The 14,479-nt window shown below is 62.0% G+C and carries 12 protein-coding genes; 7 read left to right on the forward strand and 5 right to left on the reverse strand.

Features of this window, described 5'->3' with window-relative positions; genetic code table 11:
* From lepA to lptF, 3 genes are all read right to left on the reverse strand, one after another.
* Positions 1-1,800 carry a translation elongation factor 4 gene (gene lepA / locus BMY68_RS20115; protein WP_009042305.1) on the reverse strand — a complete coding sequence of 600 codons (1,800 nt, stop codon included), beginning with the start codon at positions 1,798-1,800 and terminating at the stop codon, positions 1-3.
* Positions 1,801-1,968: 168 nt separating this feature from the next.
* Positions 1,969-3,030 (reverse strand): LPS export ABC transporter permease LptG, encoded by a 1,062-nt coding sequence (lptG, locus tag BMY68_RS20120; RefSeq protein ID WP_009042304.1) that lies wholly within the window; start codon positions 3,028-3,030, stop codon positions 1,969-1,971.
* On the reverse strand, positions 3,023-4,141 hold the full coding sequence (lptF, locus tag BMY68_RS20125) for an LPS export ABC transporter permease LptF (protein WP_085529900.1): 1,119 nt from the start codon (positions 4,139-4,141) through the stop codon (positions 3,023-3,025). Before lptF ends, lptG begins: the two co-directional genes overlap by 8 nt.
* A gap of 311 nt (positions 4,142-4,452) precedes the next feature.
* Here lptF and BMY68_RS20130 point away from each other — a divergent pair, with 311 nt between their 5' ends.
* The 5 genes from BMY68_RS20130 to rlmF all read left to right on the forward strand — a co-directional run bounded on the left by BMY68_RS20130 (position 4,453) and on the right by rlmF (position 11,221).
* Positions 4,453-5,943: a leucyl aminopeptidase gene (locus tag BMY68_RS20130; RefSeq protein WP_085529899.1), complete on the forward strand. Its 1,491-nt coding sequence runs from the start codon at positions 4,453-4,455 to the stop codon at positions 5,941-5,943.
* 60 nt (positions 5,944-6,003) lie between these two features.
* The gene (locus BMY68_RS20135) at positions 6,004-6,432 is read left to right on the forward strand and encodes a DNA polymerase III subunit chi (protein WP_085529898.1); all 429 of its coding nucleotides are present in this window, start codon (positions 6,004-6,006) and stop codon (positions 6,430-6,432) included.
* Between the two features lie 7 nt (positions 6,433-6,439).
* Positions 6,440-6,901, forward strand: a complete 462-nt coding sequence (locus tag BMY68_RS20140; protein ID WP_009042300.1) for a hypothetical protein — start codon at positions 6,440-6,442, stop codon at positions 6,899-6,901.
* Between the two features lie 217 nt (positions 6,902-7,118).
* The gene (locus BMY68_RS20145; protein ID WP_085529897.1) at positions 7,119-9,965 is read left to right on the forward strand and encodes a valine--tRNA ligase; all 2,847 of its coding nucleotides are present in this window, start codon (positions 7,119-7,121) and stop codon (positions 9,963-9,965) included.
* A gap of 230 nt (positions 9,966-10,195) precedes the next feature.
* Positions 10,196-11,221: a 23S rRNA (adenine(1618)-N(6))-methyltransferase RlmF gene (gene rlmF / locus BMY68_RS20150; RefSeq protein ID WP_085529896.1), complete on the forward strand. Its 1,026-nt coding sequence runs from the start codon at positions 10,196-10,198 to the stop codon at positions 11,219-11,221.
* Positions 11,222-11,323: 102 nt separating this feature from the next.
* Here the strand turns inward: rlmF and BMY68_RS20155 are convergent, their stop codons facing one another.
* Positions 11,324-11,605 (reverse strand): HU family DNA-binding protein, encoded by a 282-nt coding sequence (locus tag BMY68_RS20155; protein WP_007932138.1) that lies wholly within the window; start codon positions 11,603-11,605, stop codon positions 11,324-11,326.
* Between the two features lie 395 nt (positions 11,606-12,000).
* Between BMY68_RS20155 and yejK the strand changes: the two genes are divergently transcribed.
* Positions 12,001-13,005, forward strand: coding sequence for a nucleoid-associated protein YejK (gene yejK / locus BMY68_RS20160; protein WP_007932136.1), 1,005 nt, complete (start codon positions 12,001-12,003; stop codon positions 13,003-13,005).
* Complete coding sequence (locus tag BMY68_RS20165; RefSeq protein WP_085529895.1) at positions 13,005-13,358, forward strand: glutaredoxin family protein; 354 nt, start codon at positions 13,005-13,007, stop codon at positions 13,356-13,358. Before yejK ends, BMY68_RS20165 begins: the two co-directional genes overlap by 1 nt.
* A gap of 69 nt (positions 13,359-13,427) precedes the next feature.
* Here BMY68_RS20165 and BMY68_RS20170 read toward each other — a convergent pair whose 3' ends face one another.
* Positions 13,428-14,363, reverse strand: a complete 936-nt coding sequence (locus BMY68_RS20170) for a glutathione S-transferase family protein (protein WP_085529894.1) — start codon at positions 14,361-14,363, stop codon at positions 13,428-13,430.
* Positions 14,364-14,479 lie beyond the last annotated feature (116 nt).

Here is a 14,479-nt window from a genome sequence, read left to right on the forward strand (position 1 = left end):
CTAACTATCCAACCTGAGCACAGCAAGGAAGGCTTCTTGTGGAATCTCCACGTTACCCACTTGCTTCATGCGTTTCTTACCGGCCTTCTGCTTTTCCAACAGCTTGCGCTTACGGCTAACGTCACCACCGTAGCATTTGGCCAGTACGTTCTTTCTGAGCGCCTTGACGGTTGTCCGCGCCACAATCTGCCCACCAATGGCGGCCTGGATTGCCACGTCGAACATCTGCCGAGGAATCAGTTCCTTCATCTTTTCGGTCAACGCACGCCCTTTGTAGTGCGCGTTGTCACGGTGCACGATCAATGCCAGGGCATCGACCTTCTCACCGTTGATCAGCACATCCAGCTTGACCAGATTAGCCGATTGGTAGCGATCGAAATGATAATCCAGCGAAGCATAGCCACGACTGGTGGATTTGAGGCGGTCGAAGAAGTCCAGGACCACTTCGTTCATCGGCAGGTCGTAGGTCACCTGGACCTGGCTGCCAAGGAACAGCATGTCGTGCTGCACGCCGCGCTTCTCGATGCACAGGGTAATGACGTTACCCAGGTGCTCCTGCGGCACCAGGATATTGGCCCGCACGATCGGCTCGCGCATATCTTCGATGGACGACAGATCCGGCAACTTCGACGGGTTATCGACGTAGATCGTCTCACCATTCTTCAGTTGCAACTCGAAAATCACCGTCGGCGCCGTGGTGATCAGGTCCAGGTCGTATTCGCGCTCCAGGCGCTCCTGGATGATTTCCATGTGCAGCATGCCGAGGAAGCCGCAACGGAAGCCGAAGCCCAGTGCGTCGGAGCTTTCCGGGGTGTATTGCAGCGACGAGTCGTTCAGCGTGAGCTTTTGCAGGGCTTCGCGGAAGTCTTCGAAGTCGTCGGAGCTGACCGGGAACAGGCCGGCGTAGACCTGCGGCTGAATGCGCTTGAAGCCAGGCAGCACTTCGACGTCGGGGGTCGAGCTCAGGGTCAGGGTGTCACCTACCGGCGCACCGTGAATGTCCTTGATACCGGCGATGATAAAGCCTACTTCACCGGCCTTCAGGTCGGTGGTGGCGGTGTGTTTCGGGTTGAATACACCGACGCTGTCCACCAGGTGGATCTTGCCGGTGGATTTCACCAGGATCTTGTCGCCCTTCTTCACGCGGCCATGGCGCACGCGAACCAGGGACACGACGCCCAGGTAGTTGTCGAACCAGGAGTCAATGATCAACGCTTGCAGCGGATCTTCGATGTTGCCGGTCGGCGCGGGAATGGTGGTGACCAGGCGCTCCAGCACCTCGTCGACACCCAGGCCGGTCTTGGCGCTGCAGGTCACGGCGTCGGTGGCATCGATACCGATGATCTTCTCGATCTCTTCCTTGACCCGGTCCGGATCGGCCTGCGGCAGGTCGATCTTGTTCAACACCGGCATGACCTCCAGGCCCTGCTCGATGGCGGTGTAGCAGTTGGCGACCGACTGCGCTTCCACGCCCTGGCCAGCGTCGACCACCAGCAAGGCGCCTTCACAGGCGGCCAGCGACCGGCTGACTTCATAGGTGAAGTCCACGTGGCCCGGGGTGTCGATGAAGTTCAGCTGGTAGGTGATGCCGTCGCGGGCTTTGTAATAGAGGGTAACGCTGTGGGCCTTGATGGTGATCCCGCGTTCACGCTCAAGGTCCATGGAGTCCAGAACCTGGGCTTCCATTTCGCGCTCGGCCAGGCCGCCGCACATCTGGATGAAGCGATCGGCCAGAGTCGACTTGCCATGGTCAATGTGGGCGATGATGGAGAAATTGCGGATATGACTCAAATCACTCACGGATCAACACTCAAAAAGGCTGCAGGCATAGCCCGCCGAAAAATAGCCGGGAATTGTACCTGATAGACGACGCAAGCGTCACGTTCGCCTGTCAGTGGTGCATAAACGCAAAACGCCCCGGTCTTTCGACAGGGGCGTTGCTCTTGCGCGTGGCGTCATTGGCGCCGGTCAGCCGGCCCGGCGCATCAGCCAGAACCCGGCCAGGGCACAGATCCCGGCGGGAACCAGCACCGCGAACAGCGGCGAGAAGCCGAATACCAGGCTCGACGGCCCGAGCAGGTCCTGGGCAATGCGGAAGGTGAACCCCACCAGCACGCCGGTGAACACCCGCTGACCAAGCGTCACCGAACGCAACGGACCGAAAATGAACGAGATCGCCATCAATACCAGGGCCGCGGTGACCAGCGGTTGCAGCACCTTGACCCAGAACGCCAGCCAGTAGCGACCGTTGTTCAGGCCCTGATCGGCCAGGTAGTGGATATAGCCCCACAGACCGCTGATCGACAGGGACTCCGGCGCCATCACCACAGTGCTCAGCAGTTGCGGGCTCAAGGCCACGTCCCAGCGTTCCTGAGGGGTGTTGATGACTTCGGTGTGGCCTTCGCGGAAATAGGTGGTGGTGACGTCGCTCAGCTGCCAGTAGTTCTCTTCGAAACGGGCCTGGCGAGCGAAGCTCGAGGACAGCATGTGCCGCTGATCGTCGAAGTGATAACGGGTCACGCCATACAGCAGGCCGTTGGGTTGCACGGCGTTGATGTGGATGAACTCCTCACCCTGGCGGTGCCACAGGCCGCGCTTGGAACTTTGCGCGTCGCCCGAACCCTGGGCCAGCGCACGACTGGCCTGCGCCTGGCTTTCCGTGGCGGGAGCGACGTACTCGCCGATCAGCACACCGGCCAGCATCAGGAACAGCATCGGCTTCATCACCGCCCAGACGATCCGACCGATAGACACGCCAGCGGCGCGCATGATGGTCAGCTCGCTGTTGCTGGCCAGGCTGCCCAGGCCGATCAGGCAGCCGATCAGGGCCGCCATCGGCAGCATTTCGTAGAGCCGGCGAGGCGCCGTCATGACCACGAAACTCAACACATCCATCACGGTGTAGTTGTCACTGACGCTGCCCATCTCGTCGATGAAGGCGAACAGCGACGCCAGGCCGAGAATGATCCCCAGTACCGCCAGGATGGCCAGCAGGACACTGTTACCGATGTAGCGATCGAGCTTAACCACGAGCCACCTCCTTCATGCTGCGGCGGCTCGCCAGTTTCAGACGCAAGGGTTCCCAGTACAGCAACCCGAGGCCAATCAATAGAAACAGTCCGTGTACCCACCACAGACCCAGGGCCTGCGGCAGCTTGCCTTTTTCCAGCGAGCCACGGGCCGCGATCAGGATGGTCAGGTAAGCCATATAAAGAAGAATCGCCGGCAACAGTTTGAGGAAGCGGCCCTGGCGCGGGTTGACCCGGGACAGCGGCACCGCCATCAAGGTCACGACAAACACCAGAAGCGGCAGGGAAATACGCCATTGCAGCTCGGCATGGGCGCGCAGGTCCGGGTTGCCGATCAGATCGCGGGTCGGCATGGCGTCGCGATCGGTAACTTCTTCACTGACGTCCGGCTTGGCCAGCAACACGCCGTAGGTGTCGTACTTGATGATCCGGTAATCGGCCTGGCCCGGGTTACCGTCGTAGCGATAGCCGTTTTCGAGGATCAGGTAGCGATTGCCGTCCGGACGAATGTCCTGATGCCCCTTCTCTGCCACCAGCACCGAGATGCCCTGGTCCTTCTTGTCCTGGCTCAGGCGTTTTTCCGAGATGAACACGCCGCCCAGGTTGGCCCGGTCATCGGACAAGTGTTCGGTATAGGTCACCCGGGTACCGTCGTTGAGCGCCTGGAAGCGGCCCGGCACCAGGGTGTCGAACTCGGTCATGGCGTCCTGCTTGTTCAGTAGCAACTGGAACTGATTGGCCCCCTGCGGCGCCAGGCTCAGGCTCAGCCACGCCACCAGCAGGGCCACCAGCGCGGCCGGGATCATGGTCATGCCCAGCAGGCGCTGCTGGCTCATGCCAGTGGCCGACAGCACAGTCATTTCGCTTTCGAGGTACAGCCGGCCGTAGGCCAGGAGAATGCCGAGGAACAACCCCAGCGGCAGGATCAGTTGCAAAAAGCCCGGCAGGCGAAAGCCCATGATCAGGAACAGCGAACCCGGGTCCAGTGCGCCCGAGGCCGCTTGCGCGAGGTATTTGACGAAACGTCCGCTCATGATGATGACCAGCAGTACAGCGCTCACGGCGCTCAGGGTCAGCAACACTTCGCGGGATAGATAACGGAAGACGATCAAACCAGACACTCCAGGGTTGTCAGGCTAAGGCGGCCAAACAAGCAAACACGGCCCGTGAAGCCGAGCCGCCGAAAAAGATGGCGCATTATCCTGTGATTGCATGCGCCTGTCACTGCGCATGCTCACGCAGGCCTCTAAAGCGGCGAAGTTCGCTCATGGGAGGGTTGTCAGCCTCGACCGCCCGGGTTCAAACTGGCGGCCCTGTCGTTGGCCGCTGCCGACGCCTCTTCCTTATAAAAGCTGCATACATGACAAGCCTGGCGCACGGCATTGGCCCTGCGCTCTTTGACCATTAATTCAGGGACCCGGACATGGAACTGGTTGTAAAAAGCGTTAGCCCGGAAACGTTGAAGACCGCCACCCTGGTGGTCGCCGTCGGCGAAGGCCGCAAGCTCGGCAGCGTTGCCAAACAACTCGACGAGCTCAGTGGCGGCGCCATCGGCGCGGTACTCAAGCGCGGCGACCTGGACGGCAAGGTCGGCCAGAGCCTGCTGTTGCACGCCCTGCCGAACCTGAAGGCCGAACGTGTCCTGCTGGTCGGTACCGGCAAGGACGCCGAACTGGGCGACCGCCCGTTCCGCAAGATCGTCAGTGGCATCCTCAATACCCTCAAGGGCCTGGGTGGCAGCGATGCCGCACTGGCGCTGGACGAAGTGGTGGTCAAGGGCCGCGACAGCTATGGCAAGACCCGCCTGCTGGCGGAAACCCTGGTGGACGGCGAATACAGCTTCGACCAGTTCAAGAGCCAGAAAGCCGAACCGCGCGCCCTGAAGAAAATCACCCTGCTGACCATCAAGGCCGCGCAGGCCGAAGTCGAGCGCGCCGTGGCCCACGCCAAGGCGATCGCCAACGGCATGGCATTCACCCGCAACCTGGGCAACCTGCCGCCGAACATCTGCCACCCGACCTTCCTCGGCGAACAGGCCAAGGCCCTGGGCAAGGAATTCAAGGCCCTGAAAGTCGAAGTCTTCGACGAGAAGAAGATCAAGGACCTGGGCATGGGCTCGTTCTATGCCGTGGGCCAGGGCAGCGCCCAGCCGCCGCGCCTGATCGTCATGCAATACAACGGCGGCAAGAAGTCCGAGAAGCCGTACACCCTGGTCGGCAAGGGCATCACCTTCGACACCGGCGGCATCAGCCTCAAGCCTGGCGCCGGCATGGATGAAATGAAGTACGACATGGGTGGCGCCGCCAGCGTGTTCGGCACCCTGCGCGCCGTGCTGGAACTCAAGCTGCCGATCAACCTGGTGTGCATCCTGGCCTGCGCCGAGAACATGCCGAGCGGCACCGCTTCGCGTCCGGGCGACATCGTCACCACCATGAGCGGCCAGACCGTGGAAATCCTCAACACCGACGCCGAAGGCCGCCTGGTGCTGTGCGATGCCCTGACCTACGCCGAGCGCTTCAAGCCACAGGCGGTGATCGATATCGCCACCCTGACCGGTGCCTGCGTGGTCGCCCTCGGTTCCCACACCTCGGGCCTCCTGGGCAACAACGACGAACTGATCGGCCAGTTGCTGAGCGCCGGCGTTCAGGCTGACGACCGTGCCTGGCAGCTGCCGCTGTTCGACGAGTACCAGGAACAGCTGGACAGCCCGTTCGCCGACATCGCCAACATCGGCGGGCCGAAAGCCGGGACCATTACCGCTGCCTGCTTCCTGTCGCGCTTCACCAAGCAGTACAACTGGGCGCACCTGGATATCGCCGGTACCGCCTGGACCAGCGGCGGCAAGGACAAGGGCGCCACTGGCCGTCCGGTTCCCCTGCTGACCCAGTACCTGCTGGACCGTGCCAAAGCCTGAAACCTATGACCTCGGGGTGCGCCGCCCACACGCGGCGCACTCCCGGGTTCAGGAACCGCAATGACCAAAGTCGACTTCTATATCCTTCCCAGCGCGGATCCTTCGGCGCGCCTGGACTTCGCCTGCAAGCTCACCGACAAGGCCTGGCGCATGGGGCACCGCATCTACCTGCATTGCAGCGACGCGGCCCAGCGCGATGAGCTCGATGCCCGGCTGTGGCGCTTCAAGGGCGAAACCTTCGTGCCCCATGGTCCCGCCGAAAGCGAACCGGATGGCCTGATCGTTCTCGGCCTGGGCGAAGACCCCGGCGAGCACCATGACCTGTTGATCAACCTGGACCTGAAAGTCCCGGCATTTGCCCAGCGTTTCGCCCGCATCGCCGAAGTGGTGGTGGAAGACCCGACTATTCGCCAGGCCGCTCGCGAGAGTTTCCGTTTCTACCGCGAACAGGGCTATCCTCTGCAAGATCACCGTTTACAGCGACTCTGAGCCATCGATGGACACTCCCAAACCGCTGCAAAAGTCCGCGCACCTGCTGGATGACCTCGAGTCCATCCGCCAACTGCTCGGCGATGACGACCTGCAACCTCCGCTGCTGACCGAGACCGTCGACGGCGAAGTGCAGATTCCGCTGCTGTTCGATATGGTCGGCGGCAAGCCTGCCGTCGAAACCCACGAAGAGGCGCCGGCAGAACCACAACCGGCTCCCGCTCCGGTGGTCGAACCGCAACCCGCCCCCGTAGTTGCCGCGCCAGCCCCTACACCGGCACCGACACCGAAACCCGCGCCAGCACCCAAGAGCCAGGATGCCCTGCTGCACCTGGACAGCGAACTGCGCGCCGCCGCGCAACTGATCATGCAAGACGTGATCGACGACTTCGCCCCGCACATCGAAACCGAGATCAAGCGCCGCCTCGACGCGCGAATGGATCGTTTGCTGAGCCAGTACGACGCCTGATCCCCTGCCGTATTCCGCGGACAAACCTCGCAGCTACAGGCCACCCAGCGTCTGTAGGCGCGAGGCTTGCCCGCGGTAACGTCCTGGCGGCAAGCAAAAACCCCGTTCATTGGGCAACTTTCGCCCTCCCGCCGTCAGCCTGCTCTACGCGCATCGGCTCATCCCCGCTATACTTCCCGGCTTTTCCTGAATAAATGCCAATAGGGTCCCGCCGCGCATGGATAAGACCTACCAGCCGCACGCCATTGAAACTTCCTGGTACCAGACCTGGGAGTCAGAGAATTACTTCGCCCCGCAAGGCGCGGGCGACTCGTACACCATCATGATTCCGCCACCAAACGTCACTGGCAGCCTGCACATGGGCCATGGCTTCAACAACGCGATCATGGACGCCTTGATCCGCTTCCGCCGCATGCAGGGCCGCAACACCCTGTGGCAGCCAGGTACCGACCACGCCGGTATCGCCACCCAGATGCTGGTGGAGCGTCAGATCGAAGCCCAGGGCCAGAATCGTCACGATCTGGGCCGGGAAAAATTCCTCGAGAAAGTCTGGGAGTGGAAGGATCAGTCCGGCGGCAACATCAGCCGTCAGATCCGCCGCCTGGGCTCGTCCGTCGACTGGAGCCGCGAGCGCTTCACCATGGACGACGGCCTCTCCGAAGCGGTTAAAGAAGCCTTCGTGCGCCTGCACGAAGATGGCCTGATCTACCGCGGCAAGCGTCTGGTCAACTGGGACACCAAGCTGCACACCGCGATCTCCGACCTCGAAGTGGAAAACCACGACGAGAAAGGCTCGCTGTGGAACCTGCGCTACCCGCTGGCCGACGGCGCCAAGACCGCTGAAGGCCTGGACTACCTGATCGTTGCCACCACCCGCCCGGAAACCATGCTCGGCGACTCCGCCGTGGCCGTTAACCCGAACGACGAACGCTACCAGGCGCTGATCGGCAAGTTCGTCGAGCTGCCGCTGGTAGGTCGTCGCATCCCGATCATCGGCGATGACTACTGCGACCCTGAATTCGGCACCGGCTGCGTGAAGATCACCCCGGCCCACGATTTCAACGACTATGAAGTCGGCAAGCGCCACAACCTGCCGCTGCTGAACATCTTCGACAAGAACGCCGAAGTGCTGCCGGCCGCCCAGGTGTTCAACCTGGACGGCACGCTGAACGAAAGCATCGACGGCAAGATCCCGGCCGAGTTCGCCGGTCTCAACCGTTTCCAGGCGCGCAAGGAAATCGTCGCCGCGTTCGACGCCGCCGGCCTGCTGGTCAGCGTCGACGACCACGCCCTGAAAGTACCGAAAGGCGACCGCTCCGGCACCATCATCGAGCCGTGGCTGACCGACCAGTGGTACGTCTCCACCAAGCCGCTGGCCGAGCCGGCCATTGCCGCCGTGGAAGACGGCCGCATCGCCTTCGTGCCAAAACAGTACGAAAACATGTACTTCTCCTGGATGCGCGATATCCAGGACTGGTGCATCAGCCGCCAGCTGTGGTGGGGTCACCGCATCCCGGCCTGGTACGACGAGTCGGGCAAGGTCTATGTAGGCCGCGACGAAGCCGAGGTGCGCGCCAAGCACAACCTCGGGCCTGAGGTTGCACTGCAACAGGACAACGACGTCCTCGACACCTGGTTCAGTTCGGGCCTGTGGACCTTCTCCACCCTGGGCTGGCCGGAGCAGACCGAGTTCCTCAAGACCTTCCACCCGACTGACGTGCTGGTGACCGGTTTCGACATCATTTTCTTCTGGGTCGCCCGGATGATCATGCTCACCATGCACCTGGTGAAGAACGAAGACGGCACGCCGCAGGTTCCGTTCAAGACCGTGTACGTACACGGCCTGGTACGCGACGGCCAGGGCCAGAAGATGTCCAAGTCCAAGGGCAACGTCCTTGACCCGCTGGACATCATCGATGGCATCGAGCTCGAAGCCCTGGTGCAGAAACGCACCACCGGCATGATGCAGCCACAACTGGCGAAGAAGATCGAGAAGCAGACCCGCCAGGAGTTCGCCGACGGCATCGCCAGCTACGGCACCGACGCCCTGCGCTTCACCTTCTGCTCGCTGGCGTCCACCGGCCGCGACATCAAGTTCGACATGGGCCGCGTCGAAGGTTATCGCAACTTCTGCAACAAGATCTGGAACGCCGCGCGCTACGTGCTGGACAAGGGCGAGGACTGCGGTCAGAACGGCGAAGCCTACGAGCTGTCGCTGGCCGATCGCTGGATCATCTCCCAGCTGCAGCGCACCGAAGCCGAAGTGACCCGCCAGCTGGACCAGTTCCGCTTCGACCTGGCAGCCCAGGCGCTGTACGAGTTCATCTGGAACCAGTACTGCGACTGGTACCTGGAATTGTCCAAGCCAGTGCTGTGGGACGAAAACGCGCCGGTCGAACGCCAGCGCGGCACCCGCCGCACCCTGGTGCGCGTACTGGAAGTGGCGCTGCGCCTGGCCCATCCGTTCATGCCGTTCATCACCGAAGAAATCTGGCAGCGCCTGGCGCCGCTGGCCGGCATCCAGGGCAAGACCATCATGCTGCAGCCTTGGCCGGTGGCCAATGAAGCACGCATCGACCAGGCCGCCGAAGACGACATCGAATGGCTCAAGGGCCTGATGCTCGGCACCCGTAACATCCGTGCCGAAATGAACATCGGCCCGGGCAAGCCACTGGCGTTGTTCCTGAAGAACGTCAACACCGAAGACCAGCGTCGCCTGAGCGAAAACGAGACCCTGCTGAAGAAGCTGGCCAAACTCGAATCGATCACCGTGCTGAAGGCCGGCGACGAAGCACCGCTGTCCGCCACCGCCCTGGTCGGCGAGATGGAAGTGCTGGTGCCGATGGCCGGGCTGATCGACAAGGGTGCCGAACTGGCGCGCCTGGACAAGGAAATCCAGCGTCTGCAAGGCGAAGTCCAGCGGGTCGGCGGCAAGCTGTCCAACGCCGCCTTCGTCGACAAGGCCCCGGCCGAAGTCATCGACAAGGAACGCGCCAAACTGGCCGAGGCCGAACAGGCCCTGGGCAAGCTGGCCGAGCAGCACGCACGGATCTCCAGCCTGTAACGGCGATTCGAGCGGTAAAAAAAGGGAGCCCTGCAAAGGGGCTCCCTTTTTTGTGCCCGACCGACAGGCTTGGCACTTCTGTAGGAGCGCAGCTTGCTGGCGATAAAGGTAACGCGGCGTGCCAGGAATAACGCTTCGCGGGCAAGCCTCGCACCTACAGAGGCCACGCGGCCTGGGCAGATATGGGACAATGCGCGCCATCTAGAGCCATACCCGAACCGATTTCGCCCATGACTGCCCCCCGCCCTCCCAAAGCTCCGCGCACCAAGCCTCAACCTGCAGCTCCGGCCAAGGCCGTCGCACCACGGGAAAAGGCCAGCCTGCACCCGCGCAATCGCCATCAAGGCCGCTATGACTTTCCACAGTTGATCAAGAGCACCCCGGAGCTGGGGGCTTTCGTGATCATCAATCCCTACGGCAAGGAGAGCATCGGCTTCGCCAATCCGGCGGCGGTGCGGGTGTTCAACCGGGCATTGCTCAAGGCGTTCTACGGCATCGCCCATTGGGATATTCCGGCTGACTTCCTCTGCCCCCCAGTCCCCGGTCGTGCCGACTATGTGCATTGCCTGGCCGACCTGCTGGCCGAGCGTAACGAAGGCGTAATTCCCCGCGGCGCGGCGGTGCGGGTGCTGGACATCGGGGTCGGCGCCAACTGCATCTACCCACTGATCGGCCACTGCGATTACCGCTGGCAATTTCTCGGTTCCGACATCGACACCACGGCCCTCGCCGCCGCCAAGGCGATCGTCCAGGCCAACGGCCTGAACAAGGCCATCGGCCTGCGCCAGCAGAGCAACCGCAAGCAGATCCTGCTGGGGCTGCTGGAGAGCGACGAACGCTTCGACCTGACCCTGTGCAATCCGCCCTTCCATGCCTCCCTGGAAGAAGCCACGCGCGGCAGCCAGCGCAAGTGGCGAGCGCTGGGCAAGGCCGATCCCAAGCGCAAGCTGCCGGTGCTGAACTTTGGCGGCCAGGCGGCGGAGTTGTGGTGCGAAGGTGGCGAAGCGCGCTTCGTGACCCAGTTGATCGGCGAAAGCGCCCAGGTGGCGCAACAGGTGTTGTGGTTCAGCACCCTGGTGTCGAAAGCCTCGAACCTGCCGGCGATTCAGGCCGCGCTGAAAAAAGCCGGGGCGCTGGAGAGCCAGGTAGTGGAGATGTCACAGGGGCAAAAACAGAGCCGCTTCGTCGCCTGGACCTTCAAGGACAGGGCACAGCAACAGGCCTGGCGCCAGGAGCGTTGGGTTCAAAAGGGATAGATACGAGGGGCAAAACGGCGATTTACCTTGCGTAAATCGTTGCGGCCTTAGAGCCTGAAAACCGTGCCTGGAAGTGTTCCGAGGCACGGTCTTACTGCAGTCTTACTTGTTGATCGAGTCGGTCAGGCCTTTAGCCACAACCAGCTTGATAACTTTCTTGGCAGCGATTTCGATGGCAGCGCCAGTCGATGGGTTACGGCCAGTACGGGCAGGACGCTCGGTCACTTTCAGTTTGCCGATACCTGGCAGAGTGATTTCGCCGCCATTTTCCAATTGATCAGCAACGATCTGGGCCAGTTGGTCCAGAGCGTTACGCGCGGTGGTTTTCGGCGCGTCGATAGCTTCAGCGATATCAGCGATCAGTTGGTCTTTAGTAATAGCCATTGTGGTGTTCCTTCCCTATCAAATTCATTTGGATTGCAGAGTGCAGTGTCAGCCATCGAGCCAGATCTTGTGGATCTGGCACCCCGGTCACAACCACGAAAGATCGGGGTTATAGATACCGAAATCAGGGTTTGGTTCGACCTGACAAATGCTGAATGCACGCTTAACGCCGAGACATCGCGTAAGACGGGGCAAAACTAGCACAGAGACGGGGAAATATCCGCCTCTACCTAGCCATTTGGTCAGCTTTATTGCTCTAAATCCGTAAAAAAATGCATAAGCTTGACCCAGGCCGCCTTCCACCCCCTTCAAACAGCGCCAAAACCAGCGGGTGCGGTACACTGGGCACTTTTTCGGGGAGTCACGCCCTCTCCCGCCAACCAGCCGAGAAGCCCATGCCGATCCGCCATTGCATCGTCCACCTGATCGACAAAAAACCCGACGGCACACCCGCAGTTCTGCACGCCCGCGATTCCGAACTGGCTGAATCCGCGGCCATCGAGAACATGCTCGCCGATCTCAACGAAAGCTATAACGCCAAACAGGGCAAAGCCTGGGGTCTGTTCCACCCGGAGTCCGGCGCTTTTCCCTTCAGCGGCTGGCTGAAGGAATACCTCGATGGCGGCCAGGACTTCACCGCCTTCAGCCGCGTCGCGGTCGAGCACCTGCAAAAGCTGATGGAAGAATCCAACCTGTCGGTCGGCGGCCACGTGCTGTTCGCCCACTACCAGCAAGGCATGACCGACTACCTGGCCATCGCCCTGCTGCACCACAGCGAAGGCGTGGCGGTGACCGACGAGCTGGACGTGACCCCGTCCCGCCACCTGGACCTGGGCCAGTTGCACCTGGCCGCGCGGATCAACGTCTCCGAGTGGCAGAACAACAAACAGTCGAAACAGTACATCTCGTTCATCAAGGGCAAGAACGGCAAGAAAGTCTCGGAGTACTTCCGTGACTTTATCGGCTGCCAGGAAGGCGTCGACGGCCCGGGCGAGACCCGTACCCTGCTCAAGGCATTCAGCGACTTCGTCGAAAGCGAAGACCTGCCGGAAGAATCCGCCCGGGAAAAGACCAAGGCCCTGGTGGACTACGCCAGCAGCCAGGCCAAGCTCGGCGAACCCGTGGGCCTGGAAGAACTCTCGGAGCTGATCGACGAGGACCGCCCCAAGGCGTTCTACGATCACATCCGCAACAAGGACTACGGCCTGTCGCCGGAAATCCCGGCGGACAAGCGCACCCTCAACCAGTTCCGCCGCTTCACCGGCCGCGCCGAAGGCCTGTCCATCAGCTTCGAGGCGCACCTGCTGGGCTCGAAGATCGAGTATGACGAAGAAGCCGGGACCCTGATCATCAAGGGCCTGCCGACCCAACTGACCGATCAGCTCAAGCGTCGCAACTGATGCTGCAGGGCGTGCTGAAGAAATTCCTGCTGATCCTGCTGGTGGTCGTGGCGTACCAGAACTGGGGCAAGATCGAGCGCCTGTTCTCCCCCTCGCAGGCCGCCTCGGAACAGGTCCGGGCCAATGCCCGGGTGGTGCTCTACGCCACCGACTGGTGTGGCTACTGCAAGGCCACCCGGCGCTTTCTCGATCAGAAGGGCATTGCCTTTCGCGAGTTCGATATCGAGAAGGATGCCGAGGCGCGCAAGGCTTATGAAGCCCTGGGTGGACGAGGGATTCCGATCCTCGATGTGAATGGCACGCTGATCCGCAACTACGACCCGGACCAGATCATGGCGGCGTTGCAGCGCTAAGCCTTCATCACGGACCAGCTCGCCCCTACAGGCTGTAAGAGCGAGCTGGCCCACGATAGACTCTCAGGCTTACAGCGCCTCGATACGGAACCCGAGACGCGGGAAGTGCACATGCACCAATCCGCCGCGTGGGTCTTCGCGGCGCAGGATCAACTCCTCGCGCCCGGCAAACAGCAACTCCCCCTCCACCGGATCGACGCCATAGTCGGTCGCCGCGATCCGCACCTGCTGGCCAGCCTGGAAACCGTTCGGGTCAATGAAGGCTTCATCCGGCAAGGCTGCCGGTGTAGCCCTGCGCGCCACTTCGAGTGCCTCTTCGGAAGTCATGACACTCGAAGCACCATGACCGAACCCCAGTACCCGGGCCAGCCACGCCGACACCGCCGGATAGGCGTCCACCAGCGGCGCAGTCACCGGCGTCCCCTTGAGGAACCACAGGGGGTGGGCCATGGCGAAGTCGGCAATCGACGGCTCACCGAACAGGAAGTCGCCCTCCTCACGCTGCAACTGCTGCTCCAGGCGCGCCATGAGCGTCGGCCATTGATGCTTGGCCAACTCCAGCGGCACGCGGGTGGAACTGCCGCCGCTGAACAGCCCGGCGCGGTCGGTCATGAAGGCCTTGATCGCTTCCGGCGGCAAATGGCCGAAACGCACGGCCGCCGACTCCGGCTGGAATACCAGGCTCACCGTATGCTGGAACACCACCGAATCGGCCCAGGCCGCGAAGGTCGCGCTGACCATTTCCCGGCCTTCGGGAAACAGTGCCGGCGAGGCCTTTTCCTGCTCCAGCCGCCGGGCGATCAGCGCCGTGTCGCAATAGATATCGGCACCGACCTGCAACACCGGAGTCTTGCGATAACCACCCGTGAGGGCGGTGAGATCGGGTTTGGGCATCACCGGCGAGATCTTCACCGAGCGCCAGGACAATCCCTTGAAGCCTAGCAACAGGCGGGCTTTTTCCGCGAAAGGCGAGGTCGGGTAATGATGCAGAATCAACTCTGACATGCTGGGGTCCACCGGATAAGTAGGAAGAACCAGCTTAGCGTGCAAAGACAGGGCAGCCTATATACCCTGTCCGATCATCATCCATCACCGACACTGATCGGGCACCGCACTTCACC

Source organism: Pseudomonas sp. NFACC41-3 (genome assembly GCF_900109505.1).
GTDB classification, from domain to species: domain Bacteria; phylum Pseudomonadota; class Gammaproteobacteria; order Pseudomonadales; family Pseudomonadaceae; genus Aquipseudomonas; species Aquipseudomonas chlororaphis.

Bases quoted from the DNA above. Each gene is read 5' to 3' on its own strand.
- BMY68_RS20130 (WP_085529899.1), top strand. From the start codon at position 4,453: ATGGAACTGGTTGTAAAAAGCGTTAGCCCGGAAACGTTGAAGACCGCC.
- BMY68_RS20135 (WP_085529898.1), top strand. From the start codon at position 6,004: ATGACCAAAGTCGACTTCTATATCCTTCCCAGCGCGGATCCTTCGGCG.
- BMY68_RS20140 (WP_009042300.1), top strand. From the start codon at position 6,440: ATGGACACTCCCAAACCGCTGCAAAAGTCCGCGCACCTGCTGGATGAC.
- BMY68_RS20145 (WP_085529897.1), top strand. From the start codon at position 7,119: ATGGATAAGACCTACCAGCCGCACGCCATTGAAACTTCCTGGTACCAG.
- rlmF (WP_085529896.1), top strand. From the start codon at position 10,196: ATGACTGCCCCCCGCCCTCCCAAAGCTCCGCGCACCAAGCCTCAACCT.
- BMY68_RS20155 (WP_007932138.1), bottom strand. From the start codon at position 11,605: ATGGCTATTACTAAAGACCAACTGATCGCTGATATCGCTGAAGCTATC.
- yejK (WP_007932136.1), top strand. From the start codon at position 12,001: ATGCCGATCCGCCATTGCATCGTCCACCTGATCGACAAAAAACCCGAC.
- BMY68_RS20165 (WP_085529895.1), top strand. From the start codon at position 13,005: ATGCTGCAGGGCGTGCTGAAGAAATTCCTGCTGATCCTGCTGGTGGTC.
- BMY68_RS20170 (WP_085529894.1), bottom strand. From the start codon at position 14,363: ATGTCAGAGTTGATTCTGCATCATTACCCGACCTCGCCTTTCGCGGAA.